The organism is Pseudomonas sp. MWU13-2517 (assembly GCF_023242545.1).
GTDB lineage: Bacteria > Pseudomonadota > Gammaproteobacteria > Pseudomonadales > Pseudomonadaceae > Aquipseudomonas.
In genome coordinates, this window is sequence record NZ_JALMFA010000003.1 from 317,470 (window position 1) to 341,147 (window position 23,678).

23 protein-coding genes are annotated in these 23,678 nt (G+C 61.9%); 10 read left to right on the forward strand and 13 right to left on the reverse strand.

What is annotated here, in order from left to right; genetic code table 11:
* Positions 1-133: 133 nt before the first annotated feature.
* On the forward strand, positions 134-1,762 hold the full coding sequence (locus M5B97_RS06515) for a PvdJ/PvdD/PvdP-like protein (protein WP_248731037.1): 1,629 nt from the start codon (positions 134-136) through the stop codon (positions 1,760-1,762).
* Between the two features lie 17 nt (positions 1,763-1,779).
* Here M5B97_RS06515 and M5B97_RS06520 read toward each other — a convergent pair whose 3' ends face one another.
* A complete protein-coding gene (locus tag M5B97_RS06520) occupies positions 1,780-2,322 on the reverse strand; it encodes a thioesterase family protein (RefSeq protein WP_248731038.1) in 543 nt (180 codons plus the stop codon).
* A gap of 107 nt (positions 2,323-2,429) precedes the next feature.
* On the opposite strand from M5B97_RS06520, the gene M5B97_RS06525 reads away from it, so the two are divergent.
* Positions 2,430-3,389: a helix-turn-helix domain-containing protein gene (locus tag M5B97_RS06525; RefSeq protein ID WP_134659606.1), complete on the forward strand. Its 960-nt coding sequence runs from the start codon at positions 2,430-2,432 to the stop codon at positions 3,387-3,389.
* A 1-nt stretch (position 3,390) separates the two neighbouring features.
* Here M5B97_RS06525 and M5B97_RS06530 read toward each other — a convergent pair whose 3' ends face one another.
* Positions 3,391-4,254 carry a LysR family transcriptional regulator gene (locus M5B97_RS06530; RefSeq protein WP_248731039.1) on the reverse strand — a complete coding sequence of 288 codons (864 nt, stop codon included), beginning with the start codon at positions 4,252-4,254 and terminating at the stop codon, positions 3,391-3,393.
* Positions 4,255-4,355: 101 nt separating this feature from the next.
* Here M5B97_RS06530 and M5B97_RS06535 point away from each other — a divergent pair, with 101 nt between their 5' ends.
* Positions 4,356-5,354, forward strand: coding sequence for a quinone oxidoreductase (locus M5B97_RS06535; protein WP_248731040.1), 999 nt, complete (start codon positions 4,356-4,358; stop codon positions 5,352-5,354).
* A gap of 61 nt (positions 5,355-5,415) precedes the next feature.
* Here the strand turns inward: M5B97_RS06535 and M5B97_RS06540 are convergent, their stop codons facing one another.
* The 3 genes from M5B97_RS06540 to M5B97_RS06550 all read right to left on the reverse strand — a co-directional run bounded on the left by M5B97_RS06540 (position 5,416) and on the right by M5B97_RS06550 (position 7,222).
* Positions 5,416-5,841 (reverse strand): hypothetical protein, encoded by a 426-nt coding sequence (locus tag M5B97_RS06540; RefSeq protein WP_248731041.1) that lies wholly within the window; start codon positions 5,839-5,841, stop codon positions 5,416-5,418.
* A gap of 144 nt (positions 5,842-5,985) precedes the next feature.
* Positions 5,986-6,708, reverse strand: coding sequence for a pirin family protein (locus tag M5B97_RS06545; protein WP_123718079.1), 723 nt, complete (start codon positions 6,706-6,708; stop codon positions 5,986-5,988).
* An 82-nt stretch (positions 6,709-6,790) separates the two neighbouring features.
* Positions 6,791-7,222, reverse strand: a complete 432-nt coding sequence (locus M5B97_RS06550; RefSeq protein WP_248731042.1) for an AraC family transcriptional regulator — start codon at positions 7,220-7,222, stop codon at positions 6,791-6,793.
* Positions 7,223-7,391: 169 nt separating this feature from the next.
* Here M5B97_RS06550 and M5B97_RS06555 point away from each other — a divergent pair, with 169 nt between their 5' ends.
* From M5B97_RS06555 to M5B97_RS06570, 4 genes are all read left to right on the forward strand, one after another.
* On the forward strand, positions 7,392-7,982 hold the full coding sequence (locus M5B97_RS06555; protein WP_123718081.1) for an antibiotic biosynthesis monooxygenase: 591 nt from the start codon (positions 7,392-7,394) through the stop codon (positions 7,980-7,982).
* Entirely contained in the window at positions 7,979-9,817 is a 1,839-nt protein-coding gene (locus M5B97_RS06560) for an amidohydrolase (protein ID WP_123718082.1), read from the forward strand. Before M5B97_RS06555 ends, M5B97_RS06560 begins: the two co-directional genes overlap by 4 nt.
* Positions 9,818-9,846: 29 nt before the next feature.
* Positions 9,847-10,464, forward strand: coding sequence for an isochorismate family cysteine hydrolase YcaC (gene ycaC, locus M5B97_RS06565; RefSeq protein ID WP_134659618.1), 618 nt, complete (start codon positions 9,847-9,849; stop codon positions 10,462-10,464).
* A 738-nt stretch (positions 10,465-11,202) separates the two neighbouring features.
* Complete coding sequence (locus tag M5B97_RS06570; protein WP_123718084.1) at positions 11,203-12,090, forward strand: LysR family transcriptional regulator; 888 nt, start codon at positions 11,203-11,205, stop codon at positions 12,088-12,090.
* Here M5B97_RS06570 and M5B97_RS06575 read toward each other — a convergent pair.
* Genes M5B97_RS06575 through M5B97_RS06590 form a run of 4 tightly spaced genes read right to left on the reverse strand, consistent with a single transcriptional unit; the run spans position 12,087 to position 16,605 of the window.
* Positions 12,087-13,031 carry a D-isomer specific 2-hydroxyacid dehydrogenase family protein gene (locus M5B97_RS06575; RefSeq protein WP_248731043.1) on the reverse strand — a complete coding sequence of 315 codons (945 nt, stop codon included), beginning with the start codon at positions 13,029-13,031 and terminating at the stop codon, positions 12,087-12,089. The genes M5B97_RS06570 and M5B97_RS06575 overlap by 4 nt on opposite strands.
* A complete protein-coding gene (locus M5B97_RS06580) occupies positions 13,028-14,206 on the reverse strand; it encodes an acyl-CoA dehydrogenase family protein (RefSeq protein ID WP_248731044.1) in 1,179 nt (392 codons plus the stop codon). Before M5B97_RS06580 ends, M5B97_RS06575 begins: the two co-directional genes overlap by 4 nt.
* A 54-nt stretch (positions 14,207-14,260) precedes the next feature.
* Positions 14,261-15,616: an LLM class flavin-dependent oxidoreductase gene (locus tag M5B97_RS06585; protein ID WP_123718086.1), complete on the reverse strand. Its 1,356-nt coding sequence runs from the start codon at positions 15,614-15,616 to the stop codon at positions 14,261-14,263.
* 14 nt (positions 15,617-15,630) lie between these two features.
* Positions 15,631-16,605, reverse strand: coding sequence for an ABC transporter substrate-binding protein (locus M5B97_RS06590; RefSeq protein ID WP_248731045.1), 975 nt, complete (start codon positions 16,603-16,605; stop codon positions 15,631-15,633).
* Between the two features lie 274 nt (positions 16,606-16,879).
* Between M5B97_RS06590 and M5B97_RS06595 the strand changes: the two genes are divergently transcribed.
* Complete coding sequence (locus M5B97_RS06595) at positions 16,880-17,257, forward strand: cytochrome c (protein ID WP_248731046.1); 378 nt, start codon at positions 16,880-16,882, stop codon at positions 17,255-17,257.
* An 8-nt stretch (positions 17,258-17,265) separates the two neighbouring features.
* Here the strand turns inward: M5B97_RS06595 and M5B97_RS06600 are convergent, their stop codons facing one another.
* Both M5B97_RS06600 and M5B97_RS06605 read right to left on the reverse strand, forming a co-directional pair.
* Entirely contained in the window at positions 17,266-18,849 is a 1,584-nt protein-coding gene (locus M5B97_RS06600) for a rhodanese-related sulfurtransferase (RefSeq protein WP_248731047.1), read from the reverse strand.
* On the reverse strand, positions 18,846-19,457 hold the full coding sequence (locus M5B97_RS06605; RefSeq protein ID WP_248731048.1) for a cysteine dioxygenase: 612 nt from the start codon (positions 19,455-19,457) through the stop codon (positions 18,846-18,848). Before M5B97_RS06605 ends, M5B97_RS06600 begins: the two co-directional genes overlap by 4 nt.
* A 227-nt stretch (positions 19,458-19,684) precedes the next feature.
* On the opposite strand from M5B97_RS06605, the gene M5B97_RS06610 reads away from it, so the two are divergent.
* Both M5B97_RS06610 and M5B97_RS06615 read left to right on the forward strand, forming a co-directional pair.
* Positions 19,685-20,590 carry a LysR family transcriptional regulator gene (locus M5B97_RS06610; RefSeq protein ID WP_123718091.1) on the forward strand — a complete coding sequence of 302 codons (906 nt, stop codon included), beginning with the start codon at positions 19,685-19,687 and terminating at the stop codon, positions 20,588-20,590.
* Between the two features lie 106 nt (positions 20,591-20,696).
* Positions 20,697-21,491: a class II aldolase/adducin family protein gene (locus M5B97_RS06615; RefSeq protein ID WP_123718092.1), complete on the forward strand. Its 795-nt coding sequence runs from the start codon at positions 20,697-20,699 to the stop codon at positions 21,489-21,491.
* Between the two features lie 63 nt (positions 21,492-21,554).
* Here M5B97_RS06615 and M5B97_RS06620 read toward each other — a convergent pair whose 3' ends face one another.
* Entirely contained in the window at positions 21,555-22,631 is a 1,077-nt protein-coding gene (locus M5B97_RS06620) for an LLM class flavin-dependent oxidoreductase (protein WP_134660904.1), read from the reverse strand.
* Positions 22,632-22,806: 175 nt separating this feature from the next.
* A complete protein-coding gene (locus tag M5B97_RS06625; protein WP_248731049.1) occupies positions 22,807-23,661 on the reverse strand; it encodes a helix-turn-helix transcriptional regulator in 855 nt (284 codons plus the stop codon).
* Positions 23,662-23,678: the final 17 nt, after the last annotated feature.

Consider the following 23,678-nt stretch of genomic DNA (forward strand, 5'->3'; position numbering starts at 1 on the left):
AGTCAGTTGAGGCCTTTGCTATCAGGGAGGAACGAGCGATGGCGAGAGAAATTTAGGTGGCGGCGACGCGGCGGTAAATTTACCCGGGCTGCAAACGTTCTAGCTCTGATTAAGCCGTTTCCTAAGGTAGACAATGACGATCTCTCGACGTGGGTTCATCGCAGGCCTGGCGCTGACCGGCGCGGCCGTGCCGGCGGCCTTTTATGCCCATCGTGAGTTGACGCGGGAAGAAGAGTTCCCCATCACCCCCGGCGAAGCCACGGTCGACCTGGCCGACACCCAGGGCCAGCACCTGGCGAACACGTTGCGCGGCGTATGGAACCTGCGCCTGGAAGGGCAGGACGCCGGCCTCAAGGGCCTGCCTGTGCAAGGTTTGGCGTTGCTGCTGGACATCGCCCCCCGTGGCCGTGGCCTGCGCGGTTACCTCGACACCCTTGATAACCTGCGCGCCGAGGGCGAGCCGCGCTACCGCGTGCTGGGTGATTTAGTGACGGGCGAGGGCGCCTTGCTCTACTGGCGCCTGATCGACCGTGACTCACCCTCGGGCGTGCCCGCCTATGAATTCAAGATGACCCTCGATGAAGTCTGGGCCGACTTCGGCAACGCCGGCAGCGGCACCTTGTCCGGGCAGATCCTCGACCTCAATCGCCCGTTGGCGTTGACCGAACGCGACAACCGTTTTGTCGCCCACAAACAGCTGTTCCCCGAAGCCCGCCAGCGCATCGGCCTCAACCCCACTCTGCTGGCCTGGCTGATCTCGCCCGAGCACCGCCTGTTTCACCAGCTGTGGCACGCCACCCGTGACCAATGGCACAAGCTCTCCGAGGAAAAACGCGACGCCCTGCGCGGCATCGGCTGGCAACCCGGCCCGCGTGGCCAGGAACGCGACGCTCGAGGCAAGCGCAAGGACCGCAACGGCTCGGGCATCGACTTCTTCTTCATGCACCGCCATATGCTCGGCACTGCACGCTCCATGCAGGACCTGCCGTCCTGGCCGCAATTCCCCGAACCGCAACCGGCGCTGGAGCGTGATCGCCTGGGCTTCGTGCGTTACTTCGACAACCATGACGGCTTCGCGCTGCCACCGGCCTGGTCGGCCCCGGACGATGCCGACTACACCCAGTGGGTCGGCGACATCAAGGCGACCGAGACTTACCACAGCAACTTCCAGGTGTGGGAATCCCAATACCGCGACCCACGCTACCTGGCTAAGTTGACCCTGGGCCAGTTGGGCTCGGAAATGGAACTGGGCCTGCACGACTGGCTGCACATGCGCTGGGCCTCGGTGCCGCGTGACCCGTCCAACGGCGCCCCGGTGCCATTCGCCCGTGATCCCTCGGACTTTGCCGCCCGCTGGTATGCGCCCGAAAACGACTTCCTCGGCGACCCGTTCTCCTCCCACGTCAACCCAGTGTTCTGGCATTTTCACGGCTGGATCGACGACCGCATCGAAGACTGGTTCCGCGCCCACGAGCGCTTCCACCCAGGCGAGGTCAGCCGCCTGCAAGTCAACGGTGTGGCCTGGTTTGCAGCGGGTCGCTGGGTCGAAGTCGACGACCCATGGCTGGGCCCCGATACCCATGGGTGCAGCACCACGCCGGGCCTGCAGATGGGCCGCTCAATGGAGATGGACCCGGAAACCATGAAACTGGCCCTGCGCATCACCTTCGGTGCCGATGAAGAGCTGCTCAAGGGCTTGTTCAAGCGTGTGCCGCAGCGGCCATGGTATGCGCGGCATTTGAAGGTCAAAAAGGGGGCGTGACTCGGTGGGCCGATAACTCAAACCTGCTCTTCCCCCCGCAACTGCACACTCATGGCGTCACAACTGGCTGCCCAGTCGCTCAGCCACTGCGGCATCGGTGGTGAGGTCTCGTCCAGGCCCAGTTCGCGCAGGAAATCCGCCGGGGGCAGGGTGCCTTTGGCGCTGCGGAACAGCCCGCGCATCACCACCACGCCGATTACCCGGCCCTTGCTCACGAAGCGGTGCTCCATCAGGCTCCACTTGTGGTCCCAGCCGAGCATGCGGGTGTGCACCTCGAACACTTCGAACAGCTTCAACTCGCGGCGGAACTTGCCCCAGGTATCGCCCACGATCGGCAAGGCTTTTTTGCGCAGGGCCACGCGAAAGGCGCCGGTGCGCAGTACAAAATCCATGCGCGCCACGTCTGCCAGGGAAAAATACCGGCCGTTGGTGACATGGCGGTTGATGTCCAGGTCCAGTGGCCACACCCGCATGCGCACCACCGTGGTGTCCAGGCCGTGGGCGGGCTTGCGCCATGGGCGGCGGCACAACATGCGGAACAAGCGAAACCAGAGATTCATAAAAACGCCAGACAGTTGATCGGAGCGCGCACTGTAAAGGCGTCGAATCGGCTAAGGTAGGTGCGCAAATGACTTTTTACATGCGAAAAGCGCAAGAAGACTCCTAAATGCACATCACCTTGCTCCTGGCCGAGCAGTGCTCCGCCGCCAGCGCCACCCTGGTCCTGGAAATGCTCAATGCCGCCAACCTGTTTGCTGAGGCGCCACCCTTTGAGATCGTGGTCGCGTCGCTCGACGGCCAGCCTGTGGATGCCTGGGGCGGGCAGCGTTTGCAGGTGGACCGGTCGCTGGCGCAAGTGGCCCAGACCGACCTGGTATTGATCCCGGGGTTTCTCTTTACCTTGAAAGACGCCTTGCCGGCGTTTCCCAGCTACAGCCCCTGGCTACGTGAACAGCATGCCCGTGGTGCGGTGCTCGCTTCGATGTGCACGGCCGCCTTTCTGCTGGCCGAAACCGGCCTGTTGCACGACGTGCGCGCCACCACCCACTGGGCGTTCGCCGAGCTGTTCCGGCGCCGCTACGCCACGGTGCGCCTGGATGATGCGCAGATCCTGTGCGAAGAAAACCGCATCATCACCTGTGGCGGCGCCAGTGCGGCCATGGACCTGGTGCTGCACCTGATCCGCCGTTTCGGTTCGCCGGAGCTGGCCCATACGTGCAGCCGATACCTGCTGATCGACACGGTGCGCACCGAACAATCGGTGTATGCCATGTGGTCGCTGCCCAAGAACCATGGCGACGGTGAGATTCTGCGGGTACAGCACTGGTTGGAACAGCACTTTGCCCAACCGCTGGTGATCGACGAGGTGGCGCGACGCTTTGGTTTTGGCGTGCGTAATTTCAAGCGGCGCTTCAAGGAGGCTACCGCTCATACACCGATTGCCTATGTGCAGGCCCTGCGCCTGGAGCGGGCCAAGCAGATGCTCGAATCGACGCGCATGACCCTGGAAAGCATCACCTACGCGGTGGGGTATGAAGACAGCAATTCATTTCGCCGCCTGTTCCAGCAACGGGTCGGAATGTTGCCGGCGGCGTATCGCAAGAAATTCCTCGGCGTTACGAGCTGATTCAACGGCGCAATTGCGGCTCGTCTTCGATACACGTCACCAGAAACTCCATCACCACTTTCACCAACGGTGAGCGGCGGATATCCGGGTACACCGTGAGCCAGATATCGCGCACCGGGCCTTCGCTGGCAGTGGGCAGCCTGACCAGTAACGGGTCGTGGTCGCCCACCAGGGTCGGCAATACCACCGCGCCGACCTGGGCGCGGGCTGCCATTTGCTGGGTAATCAGCTCACTGGCGGCAAACACTACCGGGCGTTGGCCGCGTATTTGATGCATCCACGCCTGTTGGGGCAGGTGGTCGCGGCTACTGTCATAGGCGACGAAGCCCCACTGCGCGGCCGGCAATTGTTGGAGTTCGGGCGAGCCATACAGCCCGAAGCGCACCACGCCGACCGTGCGCCGCACCAGCGCGTTCTCGTCGGGACGCACGGTGCGCAGGGCGATATCGGCCTCGCCCTTGTCCAGTGCCGCCACCTGGGTAGACGGCATCAGCACCAGATTCAACTGGGGGTACTGGGCACGCAAACGGGCTATGTGCGGAGCGATGCAGTGGTTGGCGATGGACGGCGGGCAACTGACCCGTACCGTGCCGGCCATTTCGATGGAGGCGACCCGCGACAGGCGCATGACGTCAGTGGCCATTTCGCCCATGCCGGCCGCCAGGTTCGCCAAGGCCAAGCCCTGCGCAGTCAGCGGCCGGCTGCGCGGCAAGCGGTCTACCAGCTTGACGCCCAGGGCTTTTTCCAGCGCATCGACGCGACGCCCGACGGTGGCATGTTCCACCTGCAACTCCCGCGCGGCGGCCGATAGCGACTGGGTGCGTGCCAATACGGTGAAGTAATACAGATCCTGCCAGTCAAACATCGGGTTATTTCCGCGCGGAGGTTGTGAATGGATGGGGAATTTTCAGGCTGATAGCGTCCTTTTACCATGGGCACTTCCTACTGCAAATGGAGTTGTACCCCATGAAAGCCATCACCCTGCACACCTACGGTGGCCCTGAAGTGGCCCAACTGCGCGATGACGTACCCAAACCTCAGGTCACGGCGGGGCATGTGTTGGTGCAGGTCGCCTGCGCGGGCATCAATTTCATGGATATCCATACCCGACAGGGCAAATACGCCCGGTCAGTGACCTACCCGGTGCGCCTGCCATGCACACTGGGCATGGAAGGGGCGGGTGTGGTGGTGGAAGTGGGGGCCGACGTCAGACATTTGCACGTGGGCGACCGCGTGGCGTGGTGTATTGCCTGGGGGGCCTATGCCGAGTACGCCTGTGTGCCTGCCGAAAAAGTCGCGCAGATTCCCACCGCGATCCCTTTCGATCAGGCGGCTGCGGCGATGTTTCAGGGCTGCACCGCCCATTATCTGATTGAGGATGTGGCGCGGCTGAAAGCCGGTGATACCTGCCTGATCCACGCGGCATCAGGCAGCATCGGTCAGTTGCTGGTGCAGATGGCGCGTCGACTCGGCGCGACCGTGTTCACGACCGGTAGCACCGCTGAAAAATCTGCGATTGCCCTGCAGCGGGGGGCCCACCACGCCTTTACCTATGACGGGTTTGCCGAGCGTGTCCTGGAGGCCACCGATGGGCGAGGGGTGGACGTGGTGTTTGATTCGCTGGGTAAAACCACCTTGCGTGACAGTTTCAGGGCATGCCGGACGCGCGGGTTGATCGTCAACTACGGCAATGTCTCGGGCTCGCTGACGGATCTTGATCCGATTGAGCTAGGGGAAGCCGGTTCATTATTTTTGACACGACCGCGGCTGGCCGACCATATGGCCGATGGTCCCACCGTGCAACGACGGGCGAACGCGGTGTTTGCGGCGATGCTGGAGGGCTCGCTGACGGTGGAGATCGAAGGGCATTACACGTTGGAAACGGTCAAGCATGTGCATGAACGCATCGAAGCACGGCAGCAGATCGGAAAGGCAGTGCTGTGGCTGGAGCGCAACCTGCATTAATCGAGGGCGAAAAAAAACCGGCTGATCAGGCCGGTTTGGGGTTCCCGCCAACAGTGCGGGGTTATGCATTGTTGCTATGCAGACGGTCGGCACCACCTTCTGCCAGGCCACGTTCCTGCAGACGATCCGCACCGCCTTCGGCCAGGCCACGTTCCTGCAGACGATCCGCGCCACCTTCAGCAAGGCCACGTTCCTGCAGACGATCCGCGCCACCTTCAGCCAAGCCACGTTGTTGCAGACGATCCGCGCCACCTTCGGCCAGGCCACGTTGTTGCAGACGATCTGCACCACCTTCGGCCAGGCCACGTTGTTGCAGGCGATCCGCGCCGCCTTCGGCTACACGGCGTTCCAGCAGGCGATCAGAACCGCTTTCAGCTACACGGCTGTCCATCAGGCGATCTGCACCGCCTTCAGCGACAACAGGGTGAGCGAAAGCATTGGCAGCGAGTACCGAGAAAGCGAGGCTAAGCAAGATTTGGCGTTTCATGAGTGTGTGCTCCGATAGTGAGTTTGGGTGTTGCCTGGTATGGGTTTGATGTTACGCGTTGGTTTTTTTAAGAGAACTTCATTGAGCTGATGGTGACTATCGATGCCAACGATGGCCCGTTCCAACGGGCCATCGCAGGGCCGGTCATGGCATCTGCGGCAGTTCCTGAGGGCGCAGGTCAAACACCAGCACCTCGGCTTCATTGCCCTGGCTCAGGCGAATCTGGCGCTCATCGCGAATGCGTGCGCCGTCACCTTCCTGCAAGCGCTGCCCGTTGATCTCGACGCTGCCACGTGCCACATGGATATACACGTAGCGGTCCGGTGCCAGATCCAGAGTCGCGCTTTCATCGCCGTTGAACAGGCCGGCATAGACCCGTGCATCCTGGCGCACGTTGAGCGAGCCATTGGCGCCATCCGGCGAGATGATCAACTGCAGGCGCCCACGTTTCTGCGCCTCGCTGAAGTGCTCTTGCTGATAGCGCGGCTTGGCACCGACCACATCCGGCACGATCCAGATTTGCAGGAAGTGCACACCACGGGTCTGGCTATGGTTGAACTCGCTGTGGGCCACGCCGCTGCCGGCGCTCATCAGTTGCACGTCGCCAGGGCGGATCACCGAACCGGTGCCCAGGGTGTCCTTGTGTTCCAAGGCGCCTTCGAGCACGTAGGAGAAAATCTCCATGTCGCGGTGCGGGTGCTGGCCGAAGCCTTTACCGGCGGCGACGCGGTCATCGTTGATCACCAGCAGGTCGGAAAAACCTTGCTCCTGGGGGTTCCAGTAATTGGCGAATGAGAAGGTGTGGAACGACTTCAACCAACCGTGATTGGCGGCGCCGCGTTCCGAGGCTTTGCGAAGGGTCAGCATGGGGTGTTCTCCTCAAAAGAAGCTGGCTGCACGATGCAGGGCTTCGGTGTGAGAAGAAGGTTACTGGTTAGCTTCAGGTTGATTAAGAAGCTGAATTTTGAATGACTGTCCCATTACAGTTGACGATGGCCCGTTGAGCAGCCCGCAGATGATCGCGGTAGCGCAGTTGCAACCTGCGCCAGGTCATCGGGTTTATCCCTTCGCTGCGGCTGAACAGGTGGCAGAAGTGCGCCTGGTCGCAGAACCCGCATTCCTGGCTGATCTGCGTCAGGCTCAGGGCCGTAATGCTGATCAACACCTTGGCCTGCTTGATGCGTTGCTGGCGAATCCATTCCTGGGGCGCTACACCTATAGTGCGCTTGAAGGCCCGGGAGAAGTGGCTGCGCGACAGGTCACAGGCGCGGGCCAGTTCCGTCACCTCCAGAGGCCCGGAAAGGTTGGCGAGGATCAATTGCCTGACCCTTTTTTCCCGCTGTGGACACAGCATTCCGGGGGCAGCAGCGGGTTGAGCCATGATCGATATCCGTGGTCGATGAGCGCAGGTCGTCACCTACCTTACCGGTGAATGCCCGCCCCGTGTAGAGCGCTGCAAGCATCTCTGGCGCAGAGCACATACATCCAATTTTTGCGGGTCGGCGCATTGCACACTGTTGCCACGTTCAAGCATCCGGAGGAAAAGCACGATGGACTCAACAGCGCAAGGCGGGCCGGATGAGGTCGTGACCCTGGTGGTCAAACACCGCGTGAAAAAGGGCCTTGAAGCCGATTACGAAGCCTGGCTGCGACGCATCGTGCGTATTGCCGGTGGGCGGCCGGGCCACCTCGGCGTGGATGTGGTGCGCAGCAAGCAGGACGGATTGGCGCTGTTCACCTGCGTGCTGCGCTATCGCTCGGCCGATGACCTCAAGCATTGGCTGGACTCCCCCGAACGTCAGGACCTCATCAACCAGGCTGCACCGATGCTCGCCGATGGCGACCGGACCGAAGTCGGCGCGGTCAACGAGTTCTGGTTTTCGCCCCTGGCCGATACAGCGGCCAAGCCACCGCGCTGGAAACAGGCGGTCGTCACGTTGTGCGTGATCCTGCCGCTGACCCTGCTGGTGCCGATCATCTGGGGGCCGGTGCTGCGCCTGCATCCGTTGCTCTCCAATTACGTCGTCGCCACGTTTCTAATCACCTTGACCATCGTTTTGCTGGTGGTCTACCTGCTGATGCCGGCGGCCACCCGCCTGTTCGCTCCCTGGCTTGAAGCCTCTGTAAAGGAAACCCTATGAACGCCGATCTGATTTTGTTCAATGGCCAGTTCCACACCGTGGATCGTGAAAACCCGCGGGCTACCGCCGTTGCCATCAGCCAGGGGCGCTTCGTCGCCGTGGGCACCGATGGAGAAGCCATGGCCCTGCGCGGCAGCGGCACCCAGGTCATCGACCTCAAGGGCCGCACGGTGATCCCGGGTCTCAACGACTCGCACCTGCACCTGATCCGTGGCGGGCTCAATTACAACCTCGAGCTGCGCTGGGAAGGCGTGCCGTCCCTGGCCGATGCCTTGCGCATGCTCAAGGACCAGGCCGACCGCACCCCCACGCCGCAATGGGTACGTGTGGTCGGTGGCTGGAACGAATTCCAGTTCGCCGAAAAACGCATGCCCACCCTGGACGAACTCAACCAGGCCGCGCCGGATACGCCGGTGTTCGTGCTGCACCTGTACGACCGCGCCTTGCTCAACCGCGCTGCGTTGCGCGTGGCCGGCTACACCAAAGACACGCCCAACCCGCCGGGTGGCGAGATTGTGCGCGACAGCAACGGCAACCCCACCGGGATGCTGGTGGCCCGGCCCAACGCGATGATTCTGTATTCGACCCTGGCCAAGGGCCCGAAACTGCCGTTGGAGTACCAGGTCAACTCCACTCGCCAGTTCATGCGTGAACTCAATCGCTTGGGCCTCACCAGTGCCATTGACGCGGGTGGCGGTTTCCAGAACTACCCCGATGACTACGCGGTGATCGAGCAGTTGGCCAAGGACGAACAGTTGACGGTGCGTATTGCCTACAACCTGTTCACCCAGAAGCCCAAGGAAGAACTCAGCGACTTCAAGAACTGGACCGGCAGCGTCAAGCTGCACCAGGGCGACGATTACCTGCGCCACAACGGCGCCGGCGAGATGCTGGTGTTCTCGGCCGCCGATTTCGAAGACTTCCTCGAGCCGCGCCCGGACCTGCCCCAGACCATGGAGCAGGAACTGGAACCGGTGGTGCGCCACTTGGTTGAACAGCGCTGGCCGTTCCGCCTGCACGCGACCTATAACGAGTCCATCTCGCGCATGCTCGACGTCTTCGAGAAGGTCAACCGCGACATTCCGTTCAATGGCCTGCCGTGGTTCTTCGACCATGCCGAAACCATCACGCCGCAGAACATCGAGCGTGTGCGTGCTTTGGGGGGCGGTATTGCGATCCAGGACCGCATGGCGTTCCAGGGCGAATATTTTGTCGAGCGCTACGGCGCCAAGGCTGCCGAAGCCACGCCGCCGATCCAGCGCATGCTCGCCGAAGGCGTACCGGTAGGCGCGGGCACCGATGCCACGCGGGTGTCGAGCTATAACCCGTGGACCTCGTTGTACTGGATGGTCAGCGGCCGCACCGTCGGTGGTCTGGCGCTGCACGCCGAGGGTTTGCCGCGTCTTACCGCGTTGGAACTGTTCACCCATGGCAGTGCCTGGTTCTCGTCCGAGCAAGGCAAGAAGGGGCAGATCAAGGTTGGCCAATTGGCGGACGTGGCTGCGTTGTCTGCAGATTTTTTCAGTGTCGATGAAGAAGCCATCAAGTGGATTGAATCGGTGCTCACCGTAGTCGGCGGCAAGGTGGTGTACGGCGCCGGCGATTTCGAAGATTACGCACCGCCGCGCGTGCCGGTGCTGCCGGACTGGTCACCGGTGGTCAAGGTGCCGGGCCACTGGCGCCCGAGCTCACCGTTGCAGGCCCAGGTACACCAATGCAGCGGCCCCTGCGGCGTGCATTCCCACAGCCACGAAAAAGCACGGCTTTCCAGCGTACCGGTCAGCGACTTCCAGGGTTTCTGGGGTGCGTTCGGCTGCTCGTGCTTTGCATTCTGATTACCCATACCCCCGTAAGGAGTTGAACCATGGCTAGCCCTCGCTTGAACAAAGATGACGCGGTTGTACTGTTGGTCGATCACCAGACTGGCCTGATCTCCCTGGTGCAGGATTTCTCCCCCAACGAATTCAAGAACAACGTATTGGCCCTGGCCGATGTGGCGAAGTTCTTCAAGCTGCCGACCATCCTCACCACCAGCTTCGAAAGCGGCCCCAACGGCCCGCTGGTTCCTGAACTGAAAGAGCTGTTCCCGGAGGCGCCGTACATCGCCCGTCCTGGCCAGATCAACGCGTGGGATAACGAAGATTTCGTCAAGGCAGTGAAGGCGACCGGCCGCAAGCAGATCATCATCGCCGGCGTAGTGACGGACGTGTGCGTAGCGTTCCCGACCCTGTGCGCGCTGGAAGAAGGCTTTGAAGTGTTCGTGGTCACCGACGCCTCCGGCACCTTCAACGAAACCGTGCAGCAAGCCGCCTGGGCACGCATGACCGCCGCCGGTGCCCAACTGGTGAACTGGTTCGCCGTGGCCTGCGAGCTGCAGCGTGACTGGCGCAACGACATGGAGGGCCTGGCCAACCTGCTGTCGCCGCGCATCCCTAACTACCGCAACCTGATGAACAGCTACTCGGCCTTCACTGCCAAGTAACCTGCTCTGAACGTTATAGATAAACCCTGTGAGAGGGAGCTTGCTCCCTAATGCCAGTCAGTCAAGAAGGAGAAAGGCTAAAAAGTAACCTGTGGCGAGGGAGCTTGCTCCCGTTGAACTGCGCAGCAGTCCCATGCTGTGTAAACAAAGAGCGGGGCCGCTTCGCGGCCCAACGGGAGCAAGCTCCCTCGCCACAGATGCGGCGTTCACCCTTAACTGACTGGTATTAGTCACTGGTCCGGTTTTTTTGCGCCGTGTTTGTGTGCGCATAAAAAAACGCCCGATGAACGCATCGCGCTCATCGGGCGTTTGTTCGATCACTCAGGGCGATCAAGACTTCACATCAGAAGCCCCTGCGGGTGCTGACCATCACGTTGCGCGGCTCACCGTAGGCGGCCGAGTTGTAGAAGCCCACGTTGGTGTAGTAGGACTTGTTGTCGAAGTTGACGGTTGCCGAAAGGAAACCGGATCACTGATCCTAATGCCAGTCAGTCAAGAAGGAGAAAGTCTAAAAAGTAATCTGTGGCGAGGGAGCTTGCTCCCGTTGGACTGCGCAGCAGTCCCATGCTTTGTAAACAAAGAGCGGGGCCGCTTCGCGGCGCAACGGGAGCAAGCTCCCTCGCCACACATACAGCGTTCACCCTTAACTGACTGGTATTAGCCTTGCTCCCACATTTTATTTGTGGTGCTGCGACAGACTCGTTATAAAACCGTTTAAACGTCCACCGAGAAGCGACAATGAACCCCTTCGAAGACATGCGCCTGTTCTGTCAGGTCATGGAGTCCGGCAGTTTCACCGCTGCCGCCGAGCAATTGGGCCTGTCCAAGCAATTTGTCAGTCGCCGCCTGATCCAGCTCGAAGACCGCCTGGGCGTGCGTCTGCTCAACCGCTCCACCCGCCGCCTCGACGTTACGCCACTGGGCCAGAGTTACTATGAATCGGCCTTGCGCCTACTGGGCGAAGTCGAGCAGGTGGAGCAGGGCATTGCCGGCCAGAACAGCGAACCGCGCGGCACCATCCGTCTCAGCGCGCCATTGTCATTTGCGATGGCGCATCTGGGGTGCCTGCTGCCGTTGTTCCTGAAACGGTACCCTCACGTCTCGGTGGAAGTCGACCTGAGCGACCGTCCCGTGGACCTGATCGGCGAGGGCTATGACCTCGTATTGCGCATCGGCACGCTGGAAGACTCCACCTTGATCGCTCGGCGCATCGCCAGCATCCAGCGCGTGTACTGCGCCAGTCCCGATTATCTGGCCCTGCGCGGTACGCCGCTCAAGCCCGAAGACCTGGCCACCCACGACTGCCTGCCCTACGGCCATGGGCGTCAGGTGCAATGGCGTTTCCAGACCAAGGGCAAGTTGCACTCGCTGAATGTCAGCGGACGCATGCGCGTCAATAACGGCGAGCTGCTGCGCGACACGGCGATCGCCGGCATGGGCGTCACCTACCTGCCGACCTTTATCGTCGCCGATGCCTTGAAAGACGGGCGCCTGGTGACGTTGCTGGACGAGTACGCCCCCGATGCCCTGACCCTGTCGGCGGTGTATCCGCAGCACCGGCAAAGTTCGCGGCCGGTGCAGGCGCTGGTGGAGTTTCTACGGGAGCGCCTCGCCGGCGGTTGTTAGTTGGCGCGGTTGTGCAGCGTTTGCTTGCCCAGGTAACGCTCCAGATTGGCCAGGAATGCATCGGCAATCTCATGTTGGCTGCGGGTGGAAATCGCTGAGGTATGCGGCGACAAACGTACGCGCGGATGGCTGTACAGCGGATGCCCATCCGGCAACGGTTCGGGCTCCGTTACGTCGAGGGACGCCAGGCTGAGCCGGCCGTTATCCAGGGCCTGCAGTAATGCCTCCTGATCGAGCAAGCCGCCGCGTGCGATGTTGATCAGGTGCAACCCCGGCTTGGCACTGTCCAGCACCTCGGCGTTGACGATATGCCGCGTCGCCTCGGTAAGTGGCGCCGCCAGCACCAGGTGGTCGGCCCGCGCAAACAGGTCGTGGATATCCTTCGCCGCTGTCACGCCTTCAATTTCAAACGGCGCCGCGCTTTGGCGCAGTGCTACCACGTTGATGCCCAGTGCCCGGGCCTTGTGCGCTAGGCTTTTGCCAATGGCACCAAAGCCGAGAATGCCCAGGGTGGAGCCCTTGAGTGGGCGCAGTGCGGTGAACTGCCATTGAGCGTCCTTCACCCAGATGTCCGGCAACTGTTTGGCCGCAGCAAAGATCGCCGCCAGGGCGAACTCGGCGAGGTTATCGGCGGCGCTGCCCCGTGAGGTGGTCACCGGCGGGCCGTTGAACAGCCACTGTGGGTAGAAGTCGATACCCGACGACACCAGATGCACCCACTGGGCACCGTAAGGCCAGCCGGGCGGTGGGGTGTCCGGCGCAGTGTAGCCGCGTACGTTGATCGGACGCAGGAGCAGGACAGTGGCCTGGGGCGGCAGGTCGCTGGGCACGCCGACGGGGACGCCGATGACCTCGGCTTCGAGGTGCAAAGACGCCAGGCGTTCGCGGATCACGGCGTTGAAGTCTTCATCCAGCTGGCTGGCGATAGTCACTTGACTCATGTGCGTTCCTTCTGGCGTTGGGCGAAGACGGCTTTACCGACACCTTGCAATACGGCGTCGTTCTGCGGGGTATGGACGCGGCTGCACAGTACGTCCCGATAGTGCCGCTGCAGCGGGCTGTGACGCGACAGGCCGGGATTGCCCGACGCTTCGATGGCCAGTTCCACCGCACGGATCGCGTTGTGCGTCACCAGGTATTTCAGTTGCGCAGCGTTGGCGGCCGGGGTGTGGCCTTCGGCGGCGGCGTCCAGCAGGCTGCGGTTGGCGAAGAGTAGGGTGTCGATATGCCCGACGGTTTCCTGGAAGCGCGGCAGGGTGGCCAACGCGGCGCCGAGGTTGGACGGCTGGCGTTCTTCCAGCCAGCTCACCAGCCAGTCCCGTGCGGCTTGGGCTACGGCGTCATACACCGAGGAGAGCAGCACGGCCATCCACAGGAAGCCTTCGGCATCCAGCTCCGGCTGTGGCGCGCTCCAGGGACTGACGCTGACCGCGTGGTCCAGCGGCACCAACACGTTGTCGAACACCACTTCATGGCTGCAGGTGGCGCGCATGCCCAGATGGTCCCATGTGTCGATGATGCTCACGCCGGGGCTGTTTCTCGACACCAGCCAGGTGCCTACCAACGGGTCGGCGTCGTCACTGCGCGCCCATACGCTGAACCAGCTCAAGCCATGGCTGCCGGTGGAATAGATCTTGCGCCCGCTGATGCGCCAGCCTTCAGCGGTGCGCACCGCGGTGGTGGCCGGCAGGCCGCCACGGGCCGGCGTGCCCAGGTCGGGCTCGACACGCAGGGCGTTGATCAGCGCGCCGTTCTGCACAGCGTCTTCGGCCACTTGCACGCGCAGGTGCTGGGGCCAGGTTTTGCTGTCTTGCAGGCGGGTGTGTTGCAGGTATTGCATCACCAGAATCAGCGCGGTGGAGGGCTCGCCCTTGGCAATCGCGCTGATCGCCTTGCGCGCCTGAGGCAGGCTGGCGCCGCCGCCCCCGAGTATTTTGGGCACGGTGAGGGCGATCAGGCCGTGCTCATGCAACCGCTTGAAATTGGCGTGGGGGAAGGCGCCGCTTTCATCAAACAGATGGGCGGTGGCGGCCAGCTCGGCGCTGAGGCGTTCGAGCTGGGCGCCGAACTGCGCGACTTCCACGGAGCGCAAGGACGGTTGGGGAGATGACGTCATGATCAATGTACTCGGTCAATGTGGGAGGGGGTTTGCTCCCACAGGGGAGAATGTTCAAGCCAGCGCCTTCAACGGGGCTTCAACCTCGCTGTAACGGTTGGCCGGCACTTCCAGTCCCAGGTTGTCGCGCAACGTATGGCCGCTGTACTCGGTGCGGAACAACCCGCGCTGTTGCAGCACCGGCACGACCCATTCGGTGAAGTACTGCAAGCCGTCCGGCAGTACCGAATTGATGATGAAACCATCGCTGGCGCCGGCCTCGAACCAGGTCTGGAGCGCATCGGCGACCTGTTCCGGGGTGCCGACAAAATCGCGCTTGGGCCGCGAGAAGCGCAGCGCCACTTCGCGCAGGGTCAGGCCCTCGTCCCTGGCCAATTGCTTGATCCGATCGGAGCCGCCTTTCTGGCTGTTGGACCCCAGGTCGCCGAGTTCCGGAAAGGGGGCGTCCAGCGGGTATTGGCTGAAGTCGTGGTCGTTGAAAGGGCGGCCGAGGGCAACGATGGCGTCTTCCACGGTGACCAGGTCGACGGCCTGCTGATAGCGACTCTCTACTTCGGCAGCGTCACGGCCGACGATCGGGCGGATGCCCGGCAAAATCGACAGGCTGTCCGGGTCACGGCCAAAGCCTTTGGCACGACGCTTCAGGTCCTGGGTGTAGGCCAGGCCCTCTTCGATGCTCTCCACATGCACAAAAATCGCGTCGGCATTCTGTGCGGCAAAGTTGCGCCCGTCTTCCGACGTGCCCGCCTGGAAAATCACCGGTTGGCCCTGATCCGAGCGGGCGATGTTCAGCGGACCTTTGACCGAGAAAAACTCGCCCTTGTGGTTCAGCGCGTGCAACTTGCCTGGGGTGAAAAACTCGCCGCTCTGTTTGTCATAGGCAAAGGCGTCATCTTCCCAGGAGTCCCACAGGCCCTTGACCACATTGAGGTGTTCCTTGGCAATGCGGTAGCGCACGGCATGGGGTGGATGCTCGGCTTTGCCGAAGTTATCGGCGGTGCCGCTGAGCCACGAAGTGACCACGTTCCAGCCGGCGCGGCCGCCGCTGATGTGGTCCAGGGAGGCAAACTGGCGCGCCACCTGGTAGGGCTCGGTGTAGCTGACGGTCACCGTCGCCACCAAACCGATATGGGTGGTCACTGCCGCGAGCGCAGAGAGGATGGTCAGCGGCTCGAAACGGTTGAGGTAATGCGGGCTGGACTTGGCATGAATGTGCAGGCTGTCGGCGATGAACACAAAGTCGAACTTGGCGCCTTCAGCTAAAGCGGTCTGCTGCTTGTAGAAGCCGAAATTGGTGCTGGCATCGGGTTGCGCCTGCGGGTGGCGCCATTCACCCCAGCCGTGGCCGACACCATGGACCATGGCGCCCAGCTTCAAATGGCGTGGCTTCAATTGACCTGGCTTGCTCATGTGCTGCTCCTGGCTTATCGCGATGCTTGGGATGAGGGGAAACGCGTGGCGTTGAAACTTCTGTCGAAACCCTGGGACACGTCGATGCGTTTGGGTAGCAGGCCTTCTTTTTGATAGGTGTCGGCTGTGGCTTGCAGGCCACTGACCACCGAGTCGTCGATGGCGACCGGGCTCAGGTGCGTGTCTTTGGCCACTTCCACATGCACGGCCAACGGCAGGCCGGTGATCCTGGCCTGGGCGGCGGCATATTCATTGGGGTGCGCGTTGGCCCAGGCATAGGCACGGTCGACGCGAGCGACAAAGTCATCCAGTTGCACGCGTTTGTCGGCGATGGCCTGGCTGGTGGCCGCGAAGTAGAGGTGGTTGCTCAGCAGCTGATTGCCACTGACCAGCACACGTGCCTGGCTTTGGGAGGTGACCACCGTGGTGTAGGGGTCCCAGGTGGCCCAGGCATCGACCGTACCGTTATCCAGCACCAGGCGCGACTCACTGGGCAGCAGGAAAATGAACTGCACGTCCTGGGTGCTCAGGCCGGCACCGGCCAGGGCCTTGATTGCCAGGTAATGGCCGATGGAACCACGCCCGGTGACGATCTTCTTGCCCTTGAGGTCGGCCACCGTCTTGATCGGCGAATCCTTGGGTACCAGCAGGGCGGTGGTGTTACGTCCTTCGGCGTGGATGATGCTGACCACCTTGAGCGACGCGCCGGCACCCAGGGCGAACACATACGGCGCATCGCCGAGGGCGCCGACATCGACCGCACCGGCATTCAGCGCTTCACCCAAAGGCGAGGCGGAGGGGAACTCCGACCATTGGATGGCGTAGGGCACATTGCGCGTTTCGCCGGAGGCTTCCAGCAGTGCCTTGATCGTGGATTTCTGGTTGGCGACGCGCAGCGGTTGCAGGTCGGCGGCGTGAGCGGTGCCAGCCAGGCCAAGCGTCAAGGCGGCACCCAGCAGCAGGCGTTTGAAGGCAATGGTCAGGACCATGGGATGCAGGCTCCAGGCAAATCAGAATAAGGGTTGGCTACCTCCGCCTGGAGAAGGGGTCGGTGATGACTTAACGTTATTCCCATAAAAACCTGCTGTGAAGTTCTTTTTGGTTATAAGTTAATTATTAAAAAAAATGATTATTGTGTTTTTAAATATTCAATAAATGCATTTATTGAGGGTGGGCAGGTTGAGGGCAAACCTTGCACGCGAAGGTGCCGCAAAGGAGAATCCGAGGCCCGCAGGGACTTCAACGACAAGGACATCGACAAGCTTGAACAGGATATTCATCGCTTCGCTGGGCGTTTTGGCGCTGGTGCACACATCACTCTCCTTTGCGGAGAATGCCAACGGCAAGCAGCTCTATTTCCAGAGATGCGCCATGTGCCATGGAGCCGATATCAAGGGCACGGGACCATTGGCCCACAAAAGCAGCCCGCCCGCGCCCGATCTCACCACCGCCGCGTTCAAAAAACGCCTCAGTGATTACCCAGGCGTGATCGTGTCATCGGTCATCCTTCGCCCCAATGGCGACCTGATTCCCAGGACATTGCGAGAGAACGGCGTAAAGATTGCGCCGTTCGCTTGGGGCGTGAAGGATTTTCGCGATTTGAACCAATACATGACGGAGGTGATTGCAAAAGCTCGGTGATATCGGGGTCAGATCACATAGAACCCATGGGTACCGTCGCGAGCCAACTGCGCCACCAGGCCGAATTCCCAATCCAGGTACGCCTGCATGGCTTCCCTGGGGTTGTCGGTGCCTTCATACGGTCGGCGGTAGCGGTCGATGCGCGGTGAGGCCAGGCGGGTTTCACCGTCTTCCAGCGGCAGTTGTGCATTGATCCAGCCCGCCGTGCCGCCCTGCAACAGGAACACCTGCTTGCCGGTGATGGCTTCGACTTCGGCGACGGCCAGGCGCGCCAATTGGCTGCTGCCGCAGGTCAATACGTAGCGTTGGGCACTCGGTACCTTGGCCAGGGCCTGGGGCAATTGCGCGCGCAGGGCCCACCATGCACCGGGTATATGGCGTTTGACGTAGTTGGCGCTGGCGGTGAAATCCAGCACCACCGTGTCGCCGTGGTCCAGCCAGTCGGCGAGGGTGTGGGGGCTGATCAACTCGGCCTGCGGCGGTGCCGGGACCGGCGCGACCCAAGCGCCTTTTTCGCTGAAATCTGCAGGTTGCGCATCATCCAGTACATGCACTTCCCAGCCCAGTTGAGCGAGCCAGGATGCAGACATGTTGGCGCGCACCCCATCGTCATCCACCAGCACCAGCCGAGCCCCGCGTACGCTGGCGACATGGTCGGTTTCCTGCACCAATTGGCCGCCTGGCGTAGAGCGCGCGCCCGGCAAATGGCCGACTTCAAATTCCTCCGGGGTACGCACATCGAACAGGTAGGTGGTGCGCGTGCGCTCCTGCTGCCAATGCTGCAGGTCAGCCTTGCCGGCACGGCCGACGCGGGCTTTGTCGGCAACGCGACGCGCATCCTGGGCCGCTGCGTGGCGATGTGCTTCCGAGGTCGGTGCAAAGCGGCGCGACTGGCCATGGGCAAGCTTCTGCCCGGCCAAGGTCCAGCCGATGGTGCCATTGCGCAGGGCTGACACGGGGTTGGCCACGCCGGCATTGATCAGTGACTGGGTGCCGATGATGCTGCGGGTGCGCCCGGCACAGTTGACGATGATGCGGGTGGCGGGATCGGGGGCCAATTCACGGACACGCAGCACCAGCTCGGCGCCGGGCACGCTGATACCGGTGGGGATGCTCATGGTCTGGTATTCATCGAAGCGGCGGGCGTCGAGCACCACCACATCGGCCTGGCTGTCGAGCAGGGCCTGCACGTCTTCGGCGGCCAGGGACGGCGTGTGGCGCTGGCTTTCCACCAGCTCGCCGAAGGCTTTGCTCGGCACGTTCACATCGATAAACAGCTCGCCACCGGCACGGCGCCAACCGTCGAGGCCGCCGTCGAGCAGGCTGACCCGGGTGTAGCCCAGCGCGACCAGGCGCTCGGCGGCGCGGGCAGCCAGGCCTTCGCCGTTGTCGTAGACGGTGACCGGGGTGTCGCGCCGTGGAATACGCGCGTACACCTCCAGCTCCAGTTTGGACAACGGGATATTCGCGGCGAACAACGGGTGGGCTTCGGCAAACGGCGCTTCTTCGCGCACGTCGATCAGGGCGACTTCTTCATGGTCCAGCAGGGCCTGGCGGATCTGGGCGAAGCTTGCGGTCGATACGGTGCTCATAGGGCAGGACTCTTTTCTTTGGACAAATCCCAGATGTTCGGGAGGAAGGCATTGGAGTAACCGGAGATAAACAGCTTCTCGCTGCCGTCAGGCTGGTATACCGCGCGGCGCACGGCACCGATGTTGGCGCCGTACACATGAATGCTGATCGACACCTGGTCGCTGTGGGCGTTACTGACTTGATGAATATCGCCGACCTTGGGCGACACCGCTTCGACCTGGCCCGGCACCAGTTGCACCGGCTTGCCTTCGGCCACCAGGCTGCCGTCGGGCGCGCGCTCAAACCCCTGGGAAAATTCAGAACCGCGCAACATACCGATCAGCCCCCACACCCGGTGGTCATGAATCGGTGTACGTTGCCCCGGCCCCCATACAAAGCTGACGATGCTGAAGCGCTGGCGTGAGTCGGCATGCAACAAAAACTGCTGATAACGCTCGGGGTCGGGCTGGGCGAATTCGTCGGGGAGCCAATCGTCATGGCTGACCAATTGCGCCAGCAGCTTGCCGCCACGGTGCAGCAAGTCGCCTTCGCGAGGATGACCGTCGATCAGTTCCGCCAGGGCGCCTATGAAGGCTCTGAGTCTTTCGGGGTGCTTGGCCTGGGTCATGACAATTCCATCGGGTATTTTTGATAGGAGCCGCAAGGCAGGTTTATCTAAGCATAATGTTTATTCTTAATATGCTATTTTTTAATGATTAGCTTATACCTGAACGTAATTTAGAACCGGTCTGCATAGCGTTAGACGTTATTGATCACAGCCTGGACTATCCAGGCAGCGCGCCTGCAACTATGCTTCCCACACATCTTAATGACGCTTCTCTATGTGCGGCCCAAATGAAAATTGACGATATCGATGCCTTTGTCGAAGTGATTCGTTGCCAGTCCATCAGCCATGCCGCCGAGTCGTTGCAACTGACCCAGCCGGCCATCACCCGCCGTGTGCAGAACTTTGAGCAGGCGCTGGGCGTGGAGTTGTTCGACCGCAACACCAAGCCCCTCAAGCCTACGCTGATTGGCACCCGGGTTTATGAACAATGCCGGCTGATCCTGCGCGAGATGGATGCCTTGCGCGAGCTGGTGGCCACCGACGCACCGCCCACCGGTGTATTGCGCCTGGGCGTGCCGCAGACCATTGGCGACGTGGTGTTGTTGGACGCGCTCAAGCAACTGCGCAGCGAATACCCCGATCTGCGTGCCCAGGTCGCCACCGGTTGGGGCAGTCAATTGGTCGGCAAGATCGAACGTGGCGAACTGGATGCGGCGGCGGCGCTGTTTCCGGCGGGCAAGATCTTCCCCGATAACATCATCGGCGAGTCCATCGGCAAGATGGAATTGGTGGTGGTGTGTGCCAAGGCCCAACTGCCGAAAAAACCGAGCAAGCTGTCGGACGTGTACCAGAGCGGTTGGATTCTCAACCCCGATGGCTGCGGTTTCCGCGCCGGTCTGCAGCGCACGTTGTCCGACCAGGGCCTGGCGTTGCGGGTCAACCTGGAAACCTTCGGCACCGAGCTGCAATTGGGCCTGGTAGCGGATGGTCTGGGCCTTGGCCTGGTACCGCGACCGCTGTTGGAGCGCAGCGCCCACCGCGAGCAACTGGCGGTGATGCCACTCAAGGACTTCAAGCCGGTGATGGACTTGTGGCTGATCTATCCGCACTTCCTCGGTAACCTGCAGGGGCCGGTGGATGCGTTCGGCAAGTGGGTGGCGGCTTCGTTGCAGAAGATTCGAGAGGCTGCTTGATATGAAAAAAAATAATAATTAGCTTAGATTAAAATGTGCTTTTTATTATTTTTCGGCATCCCCTAGGCTGCCTGGAAGTCCTTAAGGCCATCCAGGAAGTTTTTCCATGAGCAGTGTTACCTCTATCGCCAGCGTGTCCAACACGGTTCGCCAACGCGTGACTCCAGAAGAGTGGGAGGTACGCGTCAAGTTGGCCGCGGCCTATCGACTGGCGGCGCTGTACAAGTGGACCGACCACATCTACACCCATTTCTCCGCCCGCGTGCCGGGGCCAGACGAACATTTCCTGATCAACGCCTTCGGTTTGCTGTTCGATGAAATCAGTGCGTCCAACTTGGTGAAGGTCGACCTCGACGGCACCATCGTCGATGACCCGACCGGCCTGGGCATCAACTACGCAGGTTATGTGATTCACAGCGCCATTCACGGTGCGCGCCACGACCTGCAAGCGGTACTGCACACCCACACCCGCGACGGCATTGCGGTGTCGGCGCAGAAGGACGGCTTACTGCCGATCTCCCAGCATTCCATTGGTTTCTCCGGGCGCGTGGCGTACCACGGGTATGAAGGCGTGGCGCTGGACCTGGATGAGCGGGAGCGGCTGGTGGCGGACCTGGGCGACAAAAGTGTGATGATCTTGCGTAATCATGGGCTGTTGACGGCAGGCGTGAGTGTTGAGCATGCGTTCCAGCAACTGCATGGGTTGGAACGCGCCTGCAATATCCAGATCGCGGCGCAGGCGGCGGGGAATGTGGAGCTGATCTTCCCGCCGGCAGAGGTGGTGGCCAAGGTTGAGAAGCAGGCCGAAGTGTTCAAGGCCGGTGACGGCCCGGGCGTGGCACGGCATTGGAATGCGCTGATCCGGCAGTTGGAACGTACCGACAGCGACTACAAGAACTGATTCTGAACGCACTGAATATCAGCGGGCGGGAAGGGCGAGGCCCTCCCGCCCGGGTTGGGTGTCTTACGCGACTTGCTGAGTTCGTTGCGCGATCAGCTGGCGGGTAAGGGGGATCAAGCGCTTGCCGTAGTCAATGGCATCATTGAGTGGGTCAAACCCACGGATCAGGAACGTGGTGATGCCTAAATCGTAGTAGTCCAGCAAGGCCTCGGCGACCTGTTCAGGTGTGCCCACCAATGACGTCGAATTGCCCTGCGCGCCCAGTAACCCGGCGATCCCGGTCCACAGGCGCTTGTCCAGTCGCGCCCCTTGTGCCGCCGCTGCCAGTAACCGGCGGGAGCCTTCGTTCGGCGGTTCGCGGCGCACAAAGCCATTCTGTTCGGCCAGCGCCGTGGCCTGTTGCAGGATGGTTTCGGCACGAGCCCAGGCGGCCTCTTCGGTCTCGGCGAGGATCGGCCGCAGCGACAGACTGAAGCGAATCGTACGCCCGTGCCTGGCCGCTTCCGCACGCACCCGGGTCACGGTTTCGCGTACCTGCTCGTAGGTTTCACCCCACAGCGCATACACGTCGGCATGTTTGCCCGCCACCGCGATCGCCGCCGCCGAGGAACCGCCAAAATACAACGGAATATGCGGCTGCTGCGGCGACTTCACTGAGGAGTGCGCGCCTTCTACCTGATAGTAGGTGCCGGCGAAATCAAAGGGTTTTTCGCTGGTCCATTCCTGGCGCACCACACTCAGGTATTCGTCGGTACGCGCGTAGCGTTCGTCCTTGCCTATATAGCTGCCGTCGGCACGCAGTTCACGGTCGTCGCCGCCGGTGATGATATGCACGGCGGTGCGTCCGCCGTTGAATACATCCAGCGTGGCGAATTGGCGAGCAGCCAGTGTGGGTTGGGCAAAGCCTGGGCGATGGGCGATCAGGAACTGCAACTTCTGAGTGACGCTGGCGGCATGGGAGGCAATCAGCGTGCTGTCCGGGCTGTTGGAATGGAAGGCCACCAGGGCGCGGTCGAAACCGGCCTCCTCGTGGGCGCGGGCCACGGTTTCCACATACTCCGGTTGCAGCACCGGGCCGCTGCGTGGGTGGATCTCGGAGGCGTGATGGCCGCCGATATAGCCGATGAATTCGATACTCATGGTCATTCCTTTTGGGGTTGGGGTTAAGCACCTCCTCCAGGCAAGGGGTCGGTTATCCGGGTCAAAAGTAGGGCCGGCGGCGAGCCTTGTAAAATGCCGATTGGTTCTAACCTAATCATTAAAAAATAGAATTACTGTTTGATGGGTATATCAGTAATTTGCATTTTTAGGGGCGTCAGGCCGGCGCGTCAGTCATCGCAATGCTCGCCTGGTCGGCATTGTCGGCGGCGCCCGTGCGGTCGGCCAGGTAGCGTGCCGGTGGCTGGCCCACCGCCTTGCGGAACATTGTGATAAAGCCGCTGGCGTTTTCGTAACCCAGGTCCAGCGCCACCCTTTGCACACTGTCGCCCTTGGCCAGGCGTTGCAGAGACAGAATGACATGCAGTTGCCGACGCCAGCGGCCGAAACTCAAGCCCAGTTCCTCCAGCAGCAATCGCGTCATGCTGCGTTCGCTCATGCCGATGCGCACGGCCCATTGGCCGAGGCTGGCTTTGTCGGCGGGGTCAGCCAGCAGGCTGTCGGCCAGGCGGCGCAGCCTCGGGTCCTGTGGCATGGGCAGGTGCAGGGCTTCGATGGGGGCTTCGGTCAGCTCATCGAGCAACGTATTGATCAGGCGTCCCTCGGCACCGTCGACGTCGTACAGCGGCGGGAAACCCACCGCCTTGCTGATCAGCTCGTGCAACAGCCGCGACACCGCCAGGGTGCAGCACTGCGCAGGCAAGGCCCGGGCCGCGTCGGGGTCGATCAGCAAGCAATAGACCTGCGCCTCCCCGGACCCGCGTGCCGCATGGGAGATGCCGCCGGGAATCCACAGTGCGCACTGCGGCGGCACGATCCAGATACCGGCCTGGGTCTCGCAGTGGATGACCCCGCGCAAGGTGTACATCAACTGGCCTTTGCGGTGCGAGTGCTGCTGATGTTCCCAGTTGGTCGACGTGCTGCTGGCGCCCACGCCCACCACGGCGCGGGGGAGCAGGTCGGCGTCCCTGGCCATTGCGGGGTCGTGCATGTCAAGGCGGTGGTGATTCATGGCAGGCATCGCACGTT